Origin of the sequence: Roseateles chitinivorans, assembly GCF_050632145.1 — a bacterium.
In the GTDB taxonomy this organism is placed as follows: Bacteria; Pseudomonadota; Gammaproteobacteria; order Burkholderiales; family Burkholderiaceae_C; genus Roseateles; species Roseateles chitinivorans_B.
The window spans coordinates 4,974,021-4,993,565 of sequence record NZ_CP192577.1 but is presented as its reverse complement, the minus strand read 5'-3'; the positions used below and the strand labels follow the sequence as shown (position 1 = coordinate 4,993,565).

The 19,545-nt window shown below is 67.6% G+C and carries 16 protein-coding genes and 3 pseudogenes; 17 read left to right on the top strand and 2 right to left on the bottom strand.

All coding sequences use genetic code 11. The features are described 5' to 3' along the window. The first annotated feature begins 202 nt into the window (after window positions 1-202). The 11 genes and pseudogenes from tssA (at window position 203) to tssH (ending at window position 12,432) form a co-directional block, all read left to right on the top strand. Complete coding sequence (gene tssA / locus ACQ86G_RS22940) at window positions 203-1,213, top strand: type VI secretion system protein TssA (protein ID WP_431261471.1); 1,011 nt, start codon at window positions 203-205, stop codon at window positions 1,211-1,213. Between the two features lie 84 nt (window positions 1,214-1,297). Beyond that, on the top strand, window positions 1,298-1,807 hold the full coding sequence (gene tssB / locus ACQ86G_RS22935) for a type VI secretion system contractile sheath small subunit (RefSeq protein ID WP_067271509.1): 510 nt from the start codon (window positions 1,298-1,300) through the stop codon (window positions 1,805-1,807). Between the two features lie 51 nt (window positions 1,808-1,858). Continuing rightward, window positions 1,859-3,358: a type VI secretion system contractile sheath large subunit gene (gene tssC / locus ACQ86G_RS22930; RefSeq protein WP_431257470.1), complete on the top strand. Its 1,500-nt coding sequence runs from the start codon at window positions 1,859-1,861 to the stop codon at window positions 3,356-3,358. A 230-nt stretch (window positions 3,359-3,588) separates the two neighbouring features. Then, a complete protein-coding gene (locus ACQ86G_RS22925) occupies window positions 3,589-4,068 on the top strand; it encodes an Hcp family type VI secretion system effector (protein ID WP_067271515.1) in 480 nt (159 codons plus the stop codon). Between the two features lie 159 nt (window positions 4,069-4,227). Next, window positions 4,228-4,725 (top strand): Hcp family type VI secretion system effector, encoded by a 498-nt coding sequence (locus tag ACQ86G_RS22920; RefSeq protein ID WP_431257469.1) that lies wholly within the window; start codon window positions 4,228-4,230, stop codon window positions 4,723-4,725. Between the two features lie 57 nt (window positions 4,726-4,782). Beyond that, the gene (locus ACQ86G_RS22915; protein ID WP_431257468.1) at window positions 4,783-5,583 is read left to right on the top strand and encodes a type VI secretion system accessory protein TagJ; all 801 of its coding nucleotides are present in this window, start codon (window positions 4,783-4,785) and stop codon (window positions 5,581-5,583) included. An 18-nt stretch (window positions 5,584-5,601) separates the two neighbouring features. Then, window positions 5,602-6,138, top strand: coding sequence for a hypothetical protein (locus ACQ86G_RS22910; protein ID WP_431257467.1), 537 nt, complete (start codon window positions 5,602-5,604; stop codon window positions 6,136-6,138). Beyond that, on the top strand, window positions 6,135-6,629 hold the full coding sequence (tssE, locus tag ACQ86G_RS22905) for a type VI secretion system baseplate subunit TssE (protein WP_331616317.1): 495 nt from the start codon (window positions 6,135-6,137) through the stop codon (window positions 6,627-6,629). The genes ACQ86G_RS22910 and tssE overlap by 4 nt, the downstream gene beginning before the upstream one ends. Window positions 6,630-6,633: 4 nt before the next feature. Then, a complete protein-coding gene (gene tssF / locus ACQ86G_RS22900) occupies window positions 6,634-8,544 on the top strand; it encodes a type VI secretion system baseplate subunit TssF (RefSeq protein WP_431257466.1) in 1,911 nt (636 codons plus the stop codon). Then, window positions 8,541-9,784: pseudogene (tssG, locus tag ACQ86G_RS22895) on the top strand (type VI secretion system baseplate subunit TssG). Before tssF ends, tssG begins: the two are co-directional and overlap by 4 nt. Then, window positions 9,781-12,432: a type VI secretion system ATPase TssH gene (gene tssH / locus ACQ86G_RS22890; RefSeq protein ID WP_431257465.1), complete on the top strand. Its 2,652-nt coding sequence runs from the start codon at window positions 9,781-9,783 to the stop codon at window positions 12,430-12,432. The pseudogene tssG and the gene tssH overlap by 4 nt, the downstream one beginning before the upstream one ends. Before the next feature lie 3 nt (window positions 12,433-12,435). Here tssH and ACQ86G_RS22885 read toward each other — a convergent pair whose 3' ends face one another. Next, on the bottom strand, window positions 12,436-12,918 hold the full coding sequence (locus ACQ86G_RS22885) for a hypothetical protein (protein WP_431257464.1): 483 nt from the start codon (window positions 12,916-12,918) through the stop codon (window positions 12,436-12,438). Between the two features lie 23 nt (window positions 12,919-12,941). On the opposite strand from ACQ86G_RS22885, the gene ACQ86G_RS22880 reads away from it, so the two are divergent. The 6 genes and pseudogenes from ACQ86G_RS22880 (at window position 12,942) to ACQ86G_RS22855 (ending at window position 19,021) form a co-directional block, all read left to right on the top strand. Further along, a complete protein-coding gene (locus tag ACQ86G_RS22880; RefSeq protein ID WP_431257463.1) occupies window positions 12,942-13,361 on the top strand; it encodes a hypothetical protein in 420 nt (139 codons plus the stop codon). A 4-nt stretch (window positions 13,362-13,365) separates the two neighbouring features. After that, a complete protein-coding gene (locus tag ACQ86G_RS22875; protein ID WP_431257462.1) occupies window positions 13,366-13,815 on the top strand; it encodes a hypothetical protein in 450 nt (149 codons plus the stop codon). A gap of 122 nt (window positions 13,816-13,937) precedes the next feature. Further along, window positions 13,938-16,121, top strand: a complete 2,184-nt coding sequence (locus ACQ86G_RS22870; protein WP_431257461.1) for a type VI secretion system Vgr family protein — start codon at window positions 13,938-13,940, stop codon at window positions 16,119-16,121. Window positions 16,122-16,133: 12 nt separating this feature from the next. Then, window positions 16,134-17,557: pseudogene (locus ACQ86G_RS22865) on the top strand (DUF2169 domain-containing protein). Then, a pseudogene (locus ACQ86G_RS22860) lies at window positions 17,484-17,855 on the top strand (PAAR-like domain-containing protein); the annotation flags it as partial. The pseudogenes ACQ86G_RS22865 and ACQ86G_RS22860, both read left to right, overlap by 74 nt. A gap of 29 nt (window positions 17,856-17,884) precedes the next feature. Continuing rightward, entirely contained in the window at window positions 17,885-19,021 is a 1,137-nt protein-coding gene (locus ACQ86G_RS22855) for a hypothetical protein (RefSeq protein WP_431261550.1), read from the top strand. On the opposite strand, the gene ACQ86G_RS22850 is transcribed toward ACQ86G_RS22855, so the two are convergent. Next, entirely contained in the window at window positions 18,964-19,515 is a 552-nt protein-coding gene (locus tag ACQ86G_RS22850; RefSeq protein WP_431257460.1) for a hypothetical protein, read from the bottom strand. The two genes, ACQ86G_RS22855 and ACQ86G_RS22850, sit on opposite strands and share 58 nt — an antisense overlap. Window positions 19,516-19,545 lie beyond the last annotated feature (30 nt).

Here is a 19,545-nt window from a genome sequence, read left to right as displayed (position 1 = left end):
ATCCCTGTACCTCGGAAGAGGTGTCCCGCGGCGATCCGCGGCGGCCCCGTCTTGACTTGGCGACGCTCGCAATCCCTAGCCTGGGCGCCCCCTGAAGGGCCAAAGTGACTTTCGACCACTGCGCTCGGTTACAGGCCTCAATAGAGTCCATGGCATGCAACCGTTTTGCTGCCTCCGACGCGATGGCTGACCTCGACCTCGAATCACTGCTTGCCCCCTGCAGGACGACGCCCCGTGCGGCGCCGACCTGGAGTACGACGCCGCCTTCCTCGCGCTGGAAGCTGCCGGCGCGGGCAAGCCCGAGCAGCAGTTCGGCGACACCATCATCCCGGCCGAGGAGCCCGACTGGCACGCCGTCCAGGAACAGGCCCTGGCGTTGGCCAGACGGACCCGCGACCTGCGCGTCGCCGTGTGGCTGGTACGGGCCGGCGCGCGCCTGCAGGGTCTCGGCGCCGCCCTCGACGGCCTGGCGCTGATCCGCGGCCTGCTGGAGCAGCAGTGGGCGCATGTGCATCCGCAGCTGGATGCCTCCGATCATGACGACCCGACCATGCGCATGAACGCGCTGCAGCCGCTGACCAGCGTGATGGCCGGCATCGCCGACCTGCGCGCCGCCAGCCTGACCGGGCAGCGCGGCGGTCCCCGCGTCCGTGACGTGGAACTCGCGCTGGGCAATGCCGATCCGATGGGCGAAGAGTCGGTGCCGTCGCCTGAAGGGCTGATGGCCGGGCTGACGGCGCAGGCCGCCAACGATCCTGCCTTCGCCGCCCGGCTGCACGACGCACTGCCGACGGTGCAAGGCATCGTCGCGGCCATCGAGTCGCCGCTCGGCAGCGGACAAGGCCCTGATTTCTCGCCGCTGCTGCGTCTGTTCAAGCCGCTCGCCGCGGCTGCCGGACAACTGCAGGGGCAGGGCGGCGGCGATGCCGCGGCCGCGATGGACGACGCGACCGGCGTGCCGGTCGCGGGTGTCGGCGGCGTGGCCGTCGGCGCGGTGGCCGCGCCCGGCACGATCGCCAGCCGAGACGACGCCGTCCGCGCGCTGCAACGCGTCTGCGACTGGATCGAGCGCCACGAACCCAGCAATCCCGCGCCCCTGCTGATCCGCCGCGCCCAGCGGCTGATGAGCAAGAGCTTCCTGGAGATCATGCGCGACCTCAACCCCGAGGGCGTGCACGAGATCGAGAAGCTCGCCGGCACGACCAGCGAGTAAGCGCCCGACACCCCCGGCCCCCCATACCGACGCCGTTCTTCAACGTCACCCCTTTCACCCGATCCCCGCTTCAAGGAGCACCCCATGGCCACCAGCAGCCAGAAGTTCATCGCCAGGAATCGCGCCCCGCGCGTGCAGATCGAGTACGACGTCGAGCTCTACGGCGCCGAGAAGAAGGTGCAGCTGCCCTTCGTGATGGGCGTGCTGTCGGACCTGTCGGGCAAGCCCACGGAGCCGCTGCCGCCGGTGTCGGACCGCAAGTTCCTGGACTTCGACGTCGACAACTTCGACGCCCGCATGAAGGCCATGAAGCCGCGCGTGTCGTTCGCCGTGCCCAACACGCTGACCGGCGAAGGCAACCTGATGGTCGACCTGACCTTCGAGTCGATGGACGACTTCTCGCCGGCTGCGGTCGCGCGCAAGGTCGACGGCCTCAAGCAGCTGCTCGAGGCGCGCCAGCAGCTCGCCAACCTGATCACCTACATGGACGGCAAGGCCGGCGCCGAGCAGCTGATCGCCAAGGTCGTCAAGGACGAGGCGCTGCTGAAGTCCCTGGCCACGGCCCAGAAACCGGCCGACGGCGGCGCGCAGTAAGCGCGGCGCCCACGTTATCCAGAAACCGACGGACCCCACGGAGCACGCACCATGGCCGATGAGACCCTCGCGCAACACGCGCCTTCACTGCAGGGCATCGAGTACGAGGGCGGCGAGTTCGCCTCGCTGCTGAACAAGGAATTCAAGCCCAAGACCGACGAGGCCAAGTCCGCCGTCGAGCAGGCGGTGCTGACGCTGGCGCAGCAGGCGCTGTCGCAGACCACGCTGATCGGCAGCGACGTCATCGTCTCGATCGAGGCCATGATCGCCGAGATCGACAAGAAGCTGTCGGAGCAGGTCAACGCGATCCTGCACCACGCCGAGCTCCAGCAGCTGGAATCGGCCTGGCGCGGCCTGCACTACCTGGTCAACAACACCGAGACCGACGAGCAGCTCAAGATCCGCGTGATGAGCATCTCGAAGAACGACCTCGGCAAGACGCTCAAGCGCTACAAGGGCACGGCCTGGGACCAGAGCCCGATCTTCAAGCGCGTGTATGAAGAGGAATTCGGCCAGTTCGGCGGCGAGCCCTTCGGCGCCATCGTCGGCGACTACTACTTCGACCACAGCCCGCCCGACGTCGAGCTGCTGGGCGAGATCGCCAAGGTCTCGGCCGCCGCGCACTCGCCCTTCATCGCGGCCGTGAATCCGTCGCTGATGCAGATGGGCTCGTGGCAGGAACTCGCCAATCCGCGCGACCTGACCAAGATCTTCAGCACGCCCGAATACGCCGCGTGGAAGTCGCTGCGCGAGTCCGACGACGCGCGCTACATCGGCCTGGCCATGCCGCGTTTCCTGGCGCGCCTGCCCTACGGCTCGAAGACGAATCCGGTCGAGGAATTCAACTTCGAGGAAGAGACCGGCGGCGGCGAACACGCCAAGTACACGTGGGCCAACTCGGCCTACGCGATGGCGACCAACATCAACCGCTCGTTCAAGACCTACGGCTGGTGCACCCGCATCCGCGGCGTGGAAGCGGGCGGCGCGGTTGAAGGCCTGCCGGCCCACACCTTCCCGACCGACGAGGGCGGCGTGGCGATGAAGTGCCCGACCGAGATCGCGATCAGCGACCGCCGCGAGGCCGAGCTGGCCAAGAACGGCTTCATGCCGCTGGTGCACCGCAAGAACTCGGACTTCGCCGCGTTCATCGGCGCCCAGTCGCTGCAGAAGCCCGCCGAGTACGACGACCCGGACGCCACCGCCAACGCCAACCTGGCCGCGCGCCTGCCCTACCTGTTCGCCTGCAACCGCTTCGCCCATTACCTGAAGTGCATCGTGCGCGACAAGGTGGGCTCGTTCAAGGAACGCGGCGACATGGAGAAGTGGCTGAACAAGTGGATCATGAACTACGTCGACGGCGATCCGGCGAACTCGTCGGAGACGACGAAGTCGCAGAAGCCGCTGGCGTCCGCGGAAGTGGTCGTCGAGGAGATCCCGGGCAACCCCGGCTACTACTCGTCGAAATTCTTCCTGCGTCCGCATTACCAGCTCGAAGGCCTGACCGTGTCGCTGCGTCTGGTCTCGACGCTGCCGTCGCAGAAGGGCAAGTAAGCACCGGGCCGGGCGGTGGCCGCGACGCGGCCGTCGCCAGGACCCCAGGAATTTGAGAATCGCGCGCGATGACGCGCGACGTGTTGAAGGGAGCGCCTCCGAAGGCGCGTTCTGGACTTTCGAGGCACCCCGCCATCCGGACCTTTCCAGGTCCGATATCCCTGGTCTCCGTCGCGGTCAGCGTCGAGGCGGAGACTGTTTTCAAAGAGTTCATCTAGGAGAAACCGACCATGACGATCGACGCCAATCTGAAGTTCGCCGGAGTCGAAGGCGAATCCACCCACAAGGACCACAAGGGCGAGATCGACCTGCTGGCCTGGTCGTGGGACGTGCGTCAGGAAAGCACTGCCGCCGCCGGTACCGGTTCGGGCAAGGGCAAGGGCGTTCCTGGCCAGTTCGTGTTCGCGCACTACTACGACAAGGCGTCCCCGGTGCTGGCCAAGGCCTGCGCCTCGGGCAAGCACTTCGACCAGGCCGTCCTGACCTGCCGCAAGGCCGGTGAAGGCCAGCAGGACTTCCTGAAGGTCACCCTGAAGCAAGTCCTCGTGACCGCCGTCTCCCCGTCCGCTTCGGCCGGCGGCGAGATCAGCGAAAGCGTGTCGGTGTCCTACGCCGACATCGAGTTCGAGTACAAGGCTCAGGACGCCAAGGGCGGTCTGGGCGGCGCGGTCAAGTTCGGCTGGAACGTGGCCACGACCGAAACGCGTTGATGGGTTGAACGGGGAAGGGCCGGGGCTTCGCGCCGGCGCTTCTCCTTCGACCATTCCCGCGGCGCGGCAGGCTTCGGCCTGGCGCGCCGCGCTCGAACAACGCATGCCGGTGCCAGGCCTGGATCAGGCCGTCATCCGTTGTCCATGCCGGAGCGAAAGATGAATCCGTTGACCAGCGGCGCGAGCAGCGCCGACATGTACCTCGACCTCTCGCTCAAGCGCGCGGGCAAGGTCAAGGGCGAGTCCACCTCGCAGGGCCACGCCAACGACATCGTCGTGCGCGGCTTCAGCTGGGGCGTGGGCGCCGCGGGCGATGCCGTGGCCGGTCAGCAGACCGGCCGCCGCAGCTACCGCCAGCTGACGATCACCAAGGGCCTCGACAGCGCCAGCACCGCGCTGATGAGCGCCGTGGCGACCAACGACGAGGTCAAGAGCTCCAAGCTCTACCTGCGCAAGGCCGGCGGTTCGCAGGAGGACTACTTCTGCCTGACGCTGGAGAAGGCGCGCATCGCGTCCTACGACATCGACTGCGACGAGACCGGCGCGCCGGTGGAGCGCATCTCGATGAGCTTCCAGAAGGTCAACATCGAGTACCGCACCCAGAACGCCAAGGGCGCGATGGGCGGCACGCACACCTTCGACGACGACCTCACCTGAGGTCATCCCGGCGCGCCCGCGGGCCCGCCGGGGCATTGAATTCCACGGGAGTCTTGAATGAGCGCAGTGCAGGAACTGCTGGCGGCGGGCCGCCCGACCGAGGCCTTGGCCGCGGCGCAGGCGGAAGTGCGCCAGCGTCCGCAGGACGCGAAGCTGCGCACGATGCTGTTCCAGCTGCTGGCGGTGACGGGCCAATGGGCGCGCGCGGCGGCGCAGCTGGAAGTCTGCGGCGAGCTCGACGCGGGCACACTGGCGATGGTCAACACCTACCGCGAAGCGCTGAAGTGCGAGCTGGTGCGCGAGGCCGTCTTCGAGGGCCGCACCACGCCGATGGTGATGGGCGAGCCGGCCGAATGGGTCGCCAACCTCGTCCATTCGCTGAAGCTCGAGCATGACGGCGACATCGCCGGCGCGCGGCAGCTGCGCGCCCAGGCGCTGGACGCCGCGCCCGCGACGGCCGGCACGATCGACGGCCAGGCCTTCGACTGGATCTGCGACGGCGACTCGCGCATCGGTCCGGTGCTGGAGGCGGTGATCAACGGCCGCTACTGCTGGGTGCCGTTCTCCGCGATCAAGGAGATCCACATCGAGCCGCCGACGGACCTGCGCGACCTGGTGTGGTCCGCGGCGCACCTCGAATTCCCCAACGGCGGCGGCTCCGTCGCGCTGATCCCGACGCGATACCCGGGCAGCGTGGCCTTCGACGACGAGCGCGTCTGGATGGCGCGCCGCACCGAATGGCAGCCGCTGCCGGGCTCGCAGGACGACCAGTACGCCGGCGTCGGCCAGCGCGTGCTGATGACCGACCAGGGCGAGACCGGGCTGCTCGATGCGCGCCTCATTGAACTGAGGTCTTGAATGCGCTCGGCGCCGTCCTTGAGCCGCGTCGGCGGCGCGCTTGTGGCCGTGGCCTTGATGGGCTCCGCCTGGGCTGACGGCAAGCAGGACGGGCGCTGGCGGCAGTTGAATGCGGAGGCTTGCACGCCGCTGACGGAAAACGAACAGGCCCGTCTGCCCGCGACATGGAAGCCGTATCTGTCCGCGACGCGCCGATGTGAATTGACCGAACCCGGCGCAAAGTCCCAAGTGGCGTTGATCACCGTCTTTGCACTCTCCTTCTACGAGGGGAAACCTGCGACGGCACCATGGGAGGACTTCCCCAGACCTCTGTTGGTGGATGAAGAATTTCGCCCTGTCGGCGGGATCTCGGAGTTGTTCCCTTGGGATCAGCCTGCCACGCTGACGCTCCGGCATGGGCTCTGGAAGGGCGGGATCCCGCAGGAGATCCGCGTCCATGTCGACAACCCCGCCGTGAGCGGCCCGTATGACCTCCCGGTGTTGCGCTGGGATGCCTCGCAACGTCAATATCGATCGGTCGATGGACCGACTCCCCGCAAGCGCCGCACCTCATGAGCCAGATCCACCGCGACCGCCTGCAACCGGCCCTGCTGGACCGGCTGACCGACGACGACCCCTTCCACCGCGTCGAGGCGGAGGAGCGCCGCGTCATGACCAAGTCGCAGCTGCGCCAGGCGGTGCTGCGCGACCTGGGCTGGCTGTTCAACGCGATCCAGCCGATGGGCAAGGAGTGCGATCCCTACGGGCATGTCGGCGACAGCGTGCTGAACTTCGGACTGCCGGCGCTGTCGGGTCAACTGGCCTCGCGCATCGACGTGCACCTGCTGGAGAAGCAGATCCGCCAGGCCATCCTGCGCTTCGAGCCGCGCATCCTGCCGGACTCGCTGGAGGTCCGTGCGATCGAGACGCAGAGCGTCATGGACACGCACAACGTGATCGAGTTCGACATCCGCGGCCACCTGTGGGCGCAACCGATCCCGCTGGAGATCCTGCTGCGCACGCAGATGGACCTCGAGGCCGGCCAGGTCGAAGTGCGCGAGGGCTGAGGACATGGATCCGCGCCTGCTGCGCCTGTACAACGACGAACTCGCCCACCTGCGCGAGGTCGGCGCCGAGTTCGCGCGCGACTTCCCGAAGATCGCCGCCCGGCTCGGGCTGGAGGACGCCGAGGTCGCCGACCCGTATGTCGAGCGGCTGCTGGAGGGTTTCGCCTTCCTGTCCGCGCGGGTGCAGCTCAAGCTCGACGCGGAACACCCGCGGCTGATCTCGCACCTGCTGGAATCGATCTACCCGAACTTCCTGGCGCCGATCCCGTCGATGATGATCGCGCGCCTGACCGTCGATCCGACCGACCCCAACCTGTCCAAGGGCCATCCGGTGCCGCGCGGCAGCGTGCTGCAGTCCGCCGTGCCGCGCGGACAGGACACGCGCTGCGAGTTCCGCACCGCCCACGACGTCACGCTGTGGCCGCTGACGCTGGACGACGTCCAGTACTTCACCCACGCGCCGGACCTGCCGGTCTCGCGCCTGCCGGATGCCGCGGGCAGCCGCGGCGGCGTACGCCTCCGGCTGAAGACCGGCGGCGGCATTCCCGTGCGGCAGCTCGGCCTGGACCGGCTCGCGCTCTACCTGAGCGCGCCCGACGAGGTCGCCTACCGGCTGCATGAACTGGCGCTGGGCGCGCCGCTGGGCACCTTCGTCACCGGCGACGGCATCGACGCGGCCGCCGTGCCCGTGCAATGGCGCTCCGCGACCAGCATCCGTCCGCTGGGCTTCGCACCCGACGAGGCGCTGCTGCCCGAGACCCATCGCAGTTTCTCGGGCAGCCGGCTGATGCAGGAACTCGCGGCGATGCCGCGGCGCTTCCTGTTCATCGAGGTCGATCAACTGGCCGACCGCCTCGCACGCATTGACGGCACGTCTTTCGAGATCGTGCTGTTCTTCTCCCGCGGCGACGGCGCGCTGGAGGCGATGGTCGATGTCGACAGCGTCTCGCTGCACTGCACGCCCGCGATCAACCTGTTCCCGAAACGGCTGGACCGGATCCAGCTCGGCACGGGCAGCTGGGAATACCACGTCGTGCCGGACCGCACCCGGCCGATGGACTACGAGGTCCACAGCCTGCAGTCGGTCACCGGCTACGGTGCCGGCGCGCTCGGCCAGCAGGGCTTCGAGCCGCTCTACGCCACCTATCACGAGGCGCCGTCCGAGGCGCCCGGCTTCTACACCGCGCGTCGCGAGCCGCGGCTGATGTCCACGCGCCAGAAGGAGCAGGGCCCGCGTACCGGCTACATCGGCGAGGAGGTCTTCCTCTCGCTGGTCGATCCGCGGCACGCGCCGTATCGCGAAGACATCCGCCAGCTGTCGGTCTCCGCGCTGGTCACCAACCGCGACCTGCCGATGCTGCTGCCGCACAACGGCGCCGGCGTCTGGCGGCTCGATGCGGCCGGTCCGGTGCTCAAGGTCGAGGCGGTGCATGGCCCGACGCGACCGGTCAATCGACAGCCGGCGGGCGAGGCGGGTTGGAACCTGGTGGGCCTGCTGACGCAGCAGCAGCTGCCGTGGGCCGACGAGCCGCCCGCGCAGGCCGCCGCGACGATGCGACGGCTGCTGGCCCTGTACGGCCCGCCGGGCGATCCGGGCTGGCTGCGGCAGGTCGAGGGCGTGCGCGCCGTCGAGTCCCGCCAGGTCGTGCGCCGCCTGCCGTTCTCGGGCCCGCTCAGCTACGGCACCGGCGCCGAGATCGCGCTGGAGCTCGACGAGCACGCCTTCCAGGGTCACAGCACCTTCCTCTTCGCGAGCGTGCTGGAACGCTACTTCACCCGCCACGCGGCGATCAACAGCTTCACGCAGCTGAGCCTGCGCACGACGCAGCGCGGCCTCGTGAAGCGCTGGGCGCCGCGCATCGGCGGCGACGCCGAAGGACGCGGCGATCGGGCCCTCGACGAGGACCGCGGATGAATGCGCACGGGCCCGGCCCGACCCTGGACGACGAAGACGCCGAGGCCGCGGGCGGACCCGGCGGCGGTGGCGCCGCGCAGGCGTCCGATCTCGCGTCCGGTGACGACACCGTGCAGACGCCCGAATCATTGCTCGCGCGCCGGCCCGAGAAGCGCAACGAGCGCGACGCCGCGCTGCGTGCGCTGTTCGAGGACGTCGAGGCGACGCCCTGGGCGCATGATTTCTTCGCGCTGCTGCGGCGCATCGAGGGCCTGACGCCGGACGTCCCGCGGCTGGGTCGCGGCCTGCGCCCGTCGCAGGAGGCGATCCGGCTGGGCCAGGAGCCCGAGCTCGACTTCGCGCCGGCCGCGTTGCAGAGCCTGACGCGCGGTCAGGGCCCGCGCCGCGGCTGGGCGTGCGCTTCTTCGGCCTGCTCGGCCCGCAGGGGCCGATGCCGCTGCACCTGACCGAATACACCCGCGAGCGGCTGCACCAGCGCGGCGACCCGACGCTGAGCCGCTTCCTCGACGTCTTCCATCACCGGCTGCTGCTGCATTTCTACCGTGCCTGGGCGCAATCGCAGCCCACGGTACAGCACGACCGGCCGGCCACCGACCGCTATGCCGCCTGGCTGGGCGCCGCCACCGGACTCGACGGCGCTCAACGCCCCGGCGACTCGCTGCCGCAGACGGCGCGCCTGTTCCAGGCCGGCCTGCACGGAGGGCGGGCGCAGCATCCGGAAGGCCTCGCCAAGATCCTGTCGTCCCACTTCAAGGTGCCGGTGCGCATCGAGCAGCACGTGCCGCACTGGCTGCCCGTCGAGGACGGCGAGCGCACGCGGCTGGGCTTCGCGCGCCAGCGGCCCGAGCGCATCGGCCGCGAGCTGCCGCGCCTGGGCCGCAACACGTCCGCGGGCAACAAGGCCTGGGACCGGCAGTACCGCTTCCGCGTCGTCCTGGGGCCGCTGACGCTGCGCCAGTACGAGGGCTTCCTGCCCGATGGCGACGCGTGGCGGCCGCTGAACGACTGGATCCGCCAGTACGTCGGCCACAACCTTCAATGGGAACTGCAGCCCGTGCTGCGCCGCGACGAGGTGCCGGCCGCGGCGCTGAGCGGCAAGGCGCGCCTGGGCTTCACTTCCTGGACGGGCCGCTCGGGCGGCCGTCCGCATCGTCACGACCGGGGCGACCTGCACCTGCATCCGCAACAGCGGGTGAAGGGGCAGGCCACGCCGCCGGCATCACAGGGAGCATCGTCATGACTGAAATCTCGCGTACCAGCCTCTTCGGCAAGCTCAACCCGCTGGCCTACAAGGCGATCGAAGGCGCCACCGTGTTCTGCAAGCTGCGGGGCAATCCGTACGTCGAGCTGCAGCACTGGCTCTACCAGATCCTCAACACGCCGGATTCCGACCTGCACCGCATCGTCAAGCACTACGGGCTGGACGCCGCGCAGCTGTCGACGGACCTGATGGCCTCGCTGGACCGGCTGCCGCGCGGTGCGACCTCGGTGACCGATCTGTCGAGCTGGGTCGAGAACGCCGTCGAGCGCGGCTGGGTCTACGGTTCGCTGATGTTCGGCGACCAGCAGGTGCGCACCGGCCACCTGGTGCTGGGCCTGCTGAAGACGGCGTCGATGCGCAACGTGCTGCTGTCGGTGTCCAAGCAGTTCGAGAAGATCAACGTCGACGACCTGGGCGAGAACTTCAACCAGATCCTCGAAGGCTCGCCGGAGCGCGCGATGCGCGCGGCCGAACCGGGCGCCGCGCCCGGTGATGCCAGCGGCGCGATCGCGCCGGCGGCGATGGGCAAGCAGGAGGCGCTCAAGCGCTACGCCGTCGACCTGACCGAGCGCGCGCGCAACGGCGAGATCGACCCGATCGCCGGCCGCGACGAGGAGATCCGCCAGATCGTCGACATCCTGATGCGCCGGCGCCAGAACAACCCGATCCTCACGGGCGAGGCGGGCGTGGGCAAGACCGCGGTGGTGGAAGGCTTCGCGCTGCGTCTGGCGCAGGGCGACGTGCCGCCGCAGCTGAAGGACGTGTCGCTGTACATGCTCGACATCGGCCTGCTGCAGGCCGGCGCGAGCATGAAGGGCGAATTCGAGAACCGCCTGCGTCAGGTCATCGACGAGGTGCAGGCCTCGCCCAAGCCCATCATCCTGTTCATCGACGAGGCGCACACGCTGATCGGCGCGGGCGGCGCGGCGGGGACCGGCGACGCGGCCAACCTGCTGAAGCCGGCGCTGGCGCGCGGCAAGCTGCGCACGATCGCGGCGACCACGTGGGCCGAGTACAAGAAGCACATCGAGAAGGACCCGGCGCTGACGCGGCGCTTCCAGGTCGTGCAGGTGCCCGAGCCCGATGAACACAAGGCCGTGCTGATGCTGCGCGGCGTGGCCTCCATCCTGGAGAAGCATCACCGCGTGGCGCTGCTCGACGAGGGCATCGAGGCGGCAGTGCGACTGAGCCACCGCTACATCCCGGCGCGACAGTTGCCGGACAAGGCGGTGAGCCTGCTCGACACGGCCTGCGCGCGCGTGGCGGTGAGCCAGCATGCGACGCCGGCGGAACTCGAGGACTGCCTGCGCCGCATCCAGGCGCTGGAGATCGAGCGGGAGATCATCGGCCGCGAAGGCGCGATCGGCATGGACGTCGCGGAGCGCAAGCAGCGCGTCGCGACCCAGCTGGACGAGGCGCAGACGCGCAAGGCGGAGCTGGAAGCGCGCCACCTGAAGGAAAAGGGCATGGTCGACCGCGTGCTGGAACTGCACGCGCTGCTGCGCAAGGGCGGCGAGGGCGCACCGGAAGAGGCCGAGCGCGAGACGTTGCTCACCGAGCTGCACGGCCTGCGTTCCGAACTGACGACGCTGCAAGGCGATGCGCCGCTGATCCTGCCGCAGGTCGACGAACAGGCGGTGGCCGCGGTGGTGCAGGACTGGACCGGCATCCCGGTGGGCCGCATGGTGCGCAACGAGGTGCAGGCGGTGCTGCAGCTGGCGGACACGCTGAACCAGCGTGTCGTCGGTCAACGCCATGCGCTGGAGATGATCGCCAAGCGCATCGAGGTCTCGCGCGCCGGGCTGGACAACCCGAGCAAGCCGATCGGCGTGTTCCTGCTGGCGGGCACGTCCGGCGTGGGCAAGACCGAGACGGCGCTCGCGCTGGCCGAGGCGCTCTACGGCGGCGAGCAGAACGTCATCACCATCAACATGAGCGAGTTCCAGGAGGCCCACACGGTCTCGACGCTCAAGGGCTCGCCCCCGGGGTACGTCGGTTACGGCGAAGGCGGCGTGCTCACCGAGGCGGTGCGCCGTCGCCCTTACAGCATCGTGCTGCTGGACGAGGTCGAGAAGGCCCACCCGGACGTGCACGAGCTGTTCTTCCAGGTCTTCGACAAGGGGCGCATGGAGGACGGCGAGGGCCGCCACATCGACTTCAAGAACACCATCATCCTGCTGACCAGCAACGCGGGCAGCGACCTGATCATGAAGCTGTGCGCGGACCCGGAGCTGATGCCGGAGCCGGACGGCATCGCCAAGGCGCTGCGCGAGCCGCTGCTGAAGATCTTCCCGGCGGCGCTGCTGGGCCGCCTGGTCACGATCCCGTACTACCCGCTGAACGAGGAGATGCTGGGCCAGATCGTGCGTCTGCAGCTGGGCCGCATCCAGAAGCGCGTGGGCGAGAACCTGGGCGTGCCGCTGACCTTCGGCGACGACGTGGTGAAGCTGATCATCAGCCGCTGCAACGAGGTGGAGAGCGGCGGCCGCGTGGTCGACGCGATCCTCACGAACACCGTGCTGCCGCGCATCAGCCGCGAGTACCTCACCCGCGTCACCAACGGCCAGGCGATCACGAAGGTCGAGCTGGCGGTGAAGGACGGCGACTTCGATTACGCGTTCGATTGAGGCTCAGCCTCGCTCCGTCTGGAATCCGAGACGGACGCGCATCTGCTGGAACGCTCGCAAGGCCTGCAGCGCCTGCTTCAGCTTTAGGCGCGCGCGGACGTCCTGGATCAGCCATGCGTTCACCACGAGGCAACTCAGCCCGAGGAGGAGCAGGGGAGCGAGCTGTTCCACAGTCCAGCAGTAGAAGAGCCCCATGCCGTTGTTGAGCAGCGCCATCGAGGTCAGGCCGAACCAGCTCCCCGGCTGCATGTGGACCGGCGTGCCGTAGCCCCCGTTGAGGAAGGCGACGACCGCCGGCGATCCCGGCTTCCAGCGCACGATGTGGATCTGCTGGCCCTCGACGAGTTGGACGTCTCCGGGCAGAAGGACGAACTCCGGGCGTTTGGCGCCCACGTCCAGCGTGTAGGCCATGCGTTGGCCCCGGAGCTGGTCGTACCGGGAAGACTGGGTGTGGATGCGGCGGATGAGAAGGGACTCGACGGTCATCGTGGCGGGGTGCCAAGTCTTGTGTGGACAACGCCGTCGATCATCGCCGCTGGCGCGACTGGTTTTCTGGTACTCGAATGAATCTGGAAATCGATGTGATCGACGGCCTCGTCGCCGTTGACGGCAAGGCGGTCTGGCGGGCAGGCGCACCCAATGCGCAGCCCTCTGATTGGCGCCCAGTCAGGTGTCTGGACTTGTCGGCGAAGTTGGTGATCGATGCGCGCGATGGTCGGGCGCCGGCGGCGTTCGTGCTGTTCGACGAGGAGGACTTTCCCGCGTCGATCCTGACCACGCAGATGGTCAAGCGCTTCGCCAGGAAGACCGGTGTCGAGCCCGAGATGATCGCCTTGTCACGCGCGGTGGCCCGATTCGCTTGGGGCGAGGTCGTGTTCCACGTCGATCCGAAGCAGGGCGACCTGTCGATCGAAGTCCGCGAACGCTGATCCCATGCCCAAAGTCAGAGGCGTCACGCCTGAACGCTCCTCCTGGCGCCGCTACCCATCCCCCGACGGCCTCCAGTTCCGATGCTCGGCGAGCCCGCACGCGATCCCCGACGCTGATGCGGCGGCGACCGCTCGCGAGCATGCTGCGCAGATCCGTGCCCGACATCAGGACCCCGCCATCGCGGCGGATTGGATCTCGCTCGTCTACCGGCTGCCCGACGGCCTGCGCCAGGTCTTGCTCGAGGAGCTCGATCAGGGAAACCTGATGGTCGAGATCGGAGAATCCTCCTGGCCGAGCCCGCGATGCATCGTCGCGATGATGCGGGACCGGTTTCATGGGGAAGGCAAGACCTGGCCCCATGGTGTTGTCTGGCACGTGGTGAACGACCCGCGGCAGTGGCGGGAGGATGTTGCAGAGATGATGGAAGGCCAGGAGTTCCTGCTGATGGCCTGACCCCTTTTCTGATGTCACGAAGCATTCGTGGACGGATCACCAGGGGTGAGAGTGACTTTGGACCGTTGTGGTGATGGTGGGTGATCCCTAGCCTGCGGGGTGTCGACCTGACCCTTGGTGCCATGGCCTCACCTTTCCGCCTCAAGACCTCTCTGCCCGAAGACACTCTGCGCGTGCACACCTGTGTGTCGCGGGAGGGCCTGAGCGATGCCGGAGACACTGTGCTGACGCTGTTGAGCGAGCGCAAGGACATCCAGGCCTCGGATCTGCTGGGCAAGCCCGCGACGCTGACGATCGCGCTGCGAGACGACGCACCGCGTTACCTCAGCGGCTACGTGACGCGCTTCGCGCAACGCGGCTTCGAGGGCAAGCACTGCGTGTACGAGATGCAGCTCAAGCCGTGGCTGTGGCTGCTGACGCGCACGTCGGACTGCCGGATCTTCCAGGAGCTGTCGGTCCCCGACATCGTCAAGCAGGTCTTCGAGGACCACCCGGTCGCGCGCTACGAGTTCAAGCTGCTGCGTCCGTACCGGACCTGGAACTACTGCGTGCAATACCGCGAGACCGACTTCAACTTCGTCGCGCGGCTGCTGGAGCACGAGGGCATCTACTGGTACGTCGAGCACGACGAGGGCGGCCACAAGGTGGTGCTGTGCGACTCGGCCAGCGGGCACGACGCCAGGCCGGGCTGCGAGTCGCTGCCGTTCTACGGCTCGGGCGCGCAGGCCACGCCGGCGCTGGAGTACGTGCAGGCCTGGGGCAGCGCCGAGTGCGTGAAGCCGGGCAAGGTCGTCATCACCGACTACGACTTCCAGCGTCCGTCGACGTCGCTGGAGACCAACCAGAGCGTGGCGCGCAACTACGACCTGTCCGACGGCGAGATCTTCGACTACCCGGGCGGCTACATCCAGACGGGTGACGGCTCGCAGTACGTGGAGGACCGGCTCGACGAGCTGCAGACGCAGTTCCAGACCTACGACGGCGCGACCAACGCGCAGGGCGTGAGCACGGGCCATCTGCTGTCGCTGACGCGCCATCCGCGCGAGAGCGAGAACGCGCAGTACCTGGTCACGAGCACGCAGCTGAGCCTGAGCCAGGCCGCCAACGAGGCGGGTTCGGGCGAGACGGGTCTGCGCTGCAGCTTCAACTGCATCCCGGCGGCGCAGCAGTACCGGCCGCCGCGCCGCACCCCGAAGCCGCTGGTGGCGGGGCCGCAGACGGCGATCGTCAGCGGTCCGGCGGGCGAGGAGATCCACACCGACAAGTACGGCCGGGTGAAGGTGCAATTCCACTGGGACCGGCGCGGCAAGAGCGACGAGCGCAGCTCGTGCTGGGTGAGCGTGGCGCATCCGTGGGCGGGCTCGAACTTCGGCGGCATCCATATCCCGCGCATCGGGCAGGAAGTGATCATCGGGTTCATCGAAGGGGACCCGGACGCGCCCATCATCATGGGTCGGACCTACAACGGCGAGAACCTGCCGCCGTGGGACCTGCCGGCCAACGCGACGCAGAGCGGCTTCCTGACGCGCTCGACCAAGGGCGGCAGCTACGGCAACGCCAACGCGATCCGGTTCGAGGACAAGCACGGCGACGAGCAGCTGTGGATCCACGCGGAGAAGAACCAGGACATCGAGGTCGAGAACGACGAGACGCACTGGGTCGGGCGCGATCGGACGAAGACGATCGACCGGCATGAGACGGTGTTCGTGAAGGGCAACCGCACGGAGACGGTCGACCTGGACGAGACGATCACGATCCACCAGAACCGCACCGAGACGGTCGATCTCGACGAGACGATCACGATCCACAAGAACCGGACGGAGACGGTCGACCTGGACGAAACGATCACCATCCACAAGAACCGCAAGGAGCGGGTCGACCTCGACGAGACGATCTCGATCGGGAAGAGCCGCAACGAGGATGTGGGGGTGAACGAGACGGTGTCGATCGGGAAGAACCGGTCGGTGACCGTGGGCGGCATGAAGACGGAGACCATCGCGCTGGCGAAGGCCGAGACGATCGGATTGGGCAAGGCGCTGACCATCGGCGCGGCCTACCAGACCACGGTCGCCGGGCTGATGAACACGAGCGTCGGCCTGCAGCAGAGCGAGCAGGTTGGCATGAGCAAGAGCACCACGGTCGGGAAGACCTATTCGATCGATGCGGGGGATGAGTTCAAGATCAACGTCGGCAAGGCCAGCCTGGTCATGAAGTCCGACGGCACGGTGCTCATCAACGGGACCCGATTCAAGTTCGAAGCCAGTGGCCCTGCGGTCATCAAGGGCAAGGACGTCGACGTCAACTGAACGCCACGACACATGGAGTTCAGAAACCACAGCCCGTTCCCCGCAGTTGCGTTCGGGGGCGTCGATGCGCTTGACCAGAGTTTCCACGTCATCGTGCTGCGACAGACGCTGACGTGGGCGGGCGACGGCATCCTGCGTATCGCCGACGTCCAGACCCCGCTTTGCGACGTCGACGAGTTCTTCGATGCGCCGCATGGCAGCCCACGATACGAATCGGACTTCTGTCCCTACAAGCCGAGATGCGATGTGCTGTTGAACGGCACCGCCTATCCGCCGGCAAGCACGGGCCGTCCGCTCCAAGGTTTTGAGGCGAGGTTGGCCCTGCGTCGAGCCGATCGACCGGCGCCTTTGCCGGAGCGGCCCACCGGCCTCAATCCCACGATGTCGCCCTCGCGAGAAGCCTTGGCGCAATGGGAAGCGGAAATCCTTCGCGCCCGCGCCAATCCAGTTTCCGGGGAACGGCTGATCGACAAGCGCCTGACAGTCCGTGGACGCGGGCAATTCCAGCGGACTCACGGTGATGCGGGGGTCGGCAAGTCATGGCAACTCGTGCGTGCGCCCGCGTCGGAGGCCGTGCCTGTGCGGCTGGAAAGGGCCTTTGGCGGCGAGTGCCGGATCGAACGGTCCGATGCCGCGGCGGCTCACGTCGCGGAGCGTCATCGGCTGACACAGGCACAACGGCAGTCCCACCCTGACGGTCCCGACGCGCCGATGGCGCACGAGGCGGTGTCCGCGAATACATGGGGAACCGGCTTCGTCACGCCTTGGTGGCTGCGTGCGACGAATGCGACGCAGGTGACCGCACCGCAGCTGGAGTTTCGGGATCGACCGATGTCGGACTCGGTCTTCGAGGGCCTGTTGTCAGGTCGTGTCGATCCCGCCACCGCCGGTATTGCAACTTTCGGCGTCCGTCCCAAAGGCTCTCCGGAGCGGGCGGTGCTGGCAGGCACCATCGACGAAGCCTTCATCAAAGGCGATGCGCCGCTGCCCCCGACTTCGACTTCGCGGTCTGGCAAGCCTCCTGGCCGGATCAGCAGGTCGACGTGCTGGAGGGCAATGAGGAGATCGCGCTCGTGAATCTGCAACCGCCGGGCGAACCGTGGGAGCGCGTGGATCGGGACGGCAATCGCATCCTTCACCTGAAGCTTCCGGGGCACACCGCCCATGTGACGCTGAGGCTCAGTTCAGGGGAGGTGTTCGTGCACCCTCTGCGGCTGGATACCGTCGCCATCGATACGGATGAACGCAGCGTGGTCTGTGTCTGGAGAACCGTGCTTGACAAGCGCGACGACACGCCGATCCGGGTCGCCGAAGTGGGGACGATGGACGAGGTACGGACGGTCCGCTTCAACCGTGAGCGCGATGCCTATCGAGCGCTGCTGGACATCCATGCCGCCGGGCAGGCGAAGCCGGACGAGGTGGGCAGCGATGGCTGACAGGATTGGCGCGCGCAAGGACGACAGCTTCAAGGCGATCTCGACCGCCCCGTCGTTCAACAAGACACCGGTCGGGGCCAGCACGCCGCCGCTGCCGTATCCCACCGTCCAGGACCTGGCGAATGCCTTGGGTGCGGTGGCGTCGGTGCGACTCAACGGCCGGCCGACCTATGTGCTGGATCAGACGAAACAACCGAGCTGCAAGGGGGACAACGCGGGGGTTGCCAAGGGCGTGAAGAGCGGCACCCTGAATGGCGAGGTCAAGCCGACGCAGGGCTCCACCACCACCCGCGTCGGCGGGCATCCGGTCATCCGCGACGGCGACCCTTGCACGATGAACGGGGGAACAACCCCGGGCTCTACGTCACCGTGCCGGCGGTATCGGGAACGGCACCTGCGGCGGCAGGACGTTCGACCCCCTCGGCGAAGGCGGAGACCGACGAAGAGAAGAGCTTCTTTGATCGTGTCGCGACGAAGCTCAAGGAGGCCGGCCAGTATTACAAGGACAACGTCTCCGAGTCGGCGCACAGCTTCGCCGATGGGGCGATGACCTCCGGTGGACAGATTGCCGCCGCAGGGGGCGCGGTATCAACGACGGGTGGGGTCATGATGGCGACCGGAATAGGCGCAGCGCCCGGCGCGGTCCTGGCGGCCGGCGGTGGCGTGGCGACGGCCATCGGCGGCGGTGTCGCGAGCGTGGGCGGCATTGCTGAGACCGTGGCCACCGGCCTGGATGTGGCTGCCGAGTTCGCCACCACCGGTGCCATCCCCAATGCTTCTTCGGCTGCCACTGCGCTCTTCCAACGGATGGTCTCGAGCAAGGTGGATCGGCTGACCGGAGGTGCTCCGAACAGGCAGCGCAGGCACAACGACAAGAAGGACCCGCCGAAATCAGGCACAGGGAACAACGGATTCAAAACTGAAGGAGAGGGTGAGGGTGGCTGCGGCATCAAGCCGTACGGGCAGCAGACCTGCCCGAAGGGCCAGCAGGCGCATCACATCGTTCCGGACTACACGCTTCGATACGGGAACCGCAAGGATGGGATCGATGGGATCAATCGGATCCCTGGCATGCCCTCGTTCGACGCGGGTCCGAGCATCTGTCTTTCCGGGGGCAGCAAGACCTCAGGCTCTGAGCACAATAAGGCCCACGAAGGTACGGATCCCCAGATTGCCGCATTGGGCAAGGACACGACAAAGGGTGTCGCCGGGGTGGCGCCGATCGGAAATATCCTCGACATCTCCATCGAGGAAGTGGCAAAGGTGAAGCCTCATTGCCGCGACGAGATCGACCGCAAGGTCAAAGAGGCGTTCAAGGGTGTCGATAGGAACAAATACGCGCGCACGACGCAGAATCTTCCGCCTGAGAAAGAGCCCGCACGCAACACGCTGGAACAGGGGAAAAGTCATCCTGTCGAAGAGTCCCGCTCCAGCCGCGCCGCAAAGCCGAAGAAAGAGAAGTAATGACAGCTTCCGTAGAATTCACCAACGCCATCACGTTGGATGCCGACACGATTTATATCTGCGGTTCTCTCGACTCCCAGCCAGCTTATTCCAGGCATGGCCGGATGTTCCTGTACGACCCGCAGTTCGAGCAGCCCTGGGAGAGCCACGACGTCCCGTGGTGGTGCGTGGCCAGCGCCATCTTCATCGAGTACGAGGGGGCCGAGTGGGAACTCTGCTCGCTGTCGAATGAAGGAGAGGTGGAGCTGTTCGGTTTCGGGCATAAGGCCATCATCGAGAAGATCCCCGGTGCCGGTGTGCATTCGGAAGATTCCGAAGGCTGGGGCTACATGAGTGGGCTTCGCCAGATCGGCGACCATCTCTATGCCTGCGGCGGCGCTGGTCAGGTCTACAAACGTCTCGGCGGCGGCCAATGGGTTCACATGGACGAAGGCCTGCTCCAGGCGCCGGACGTCGATGATCGCCTGTTGCCTCGCGCGATCGATGGTGCGCACGAATCGGCCATCTACGTGGTGGGCTCGATC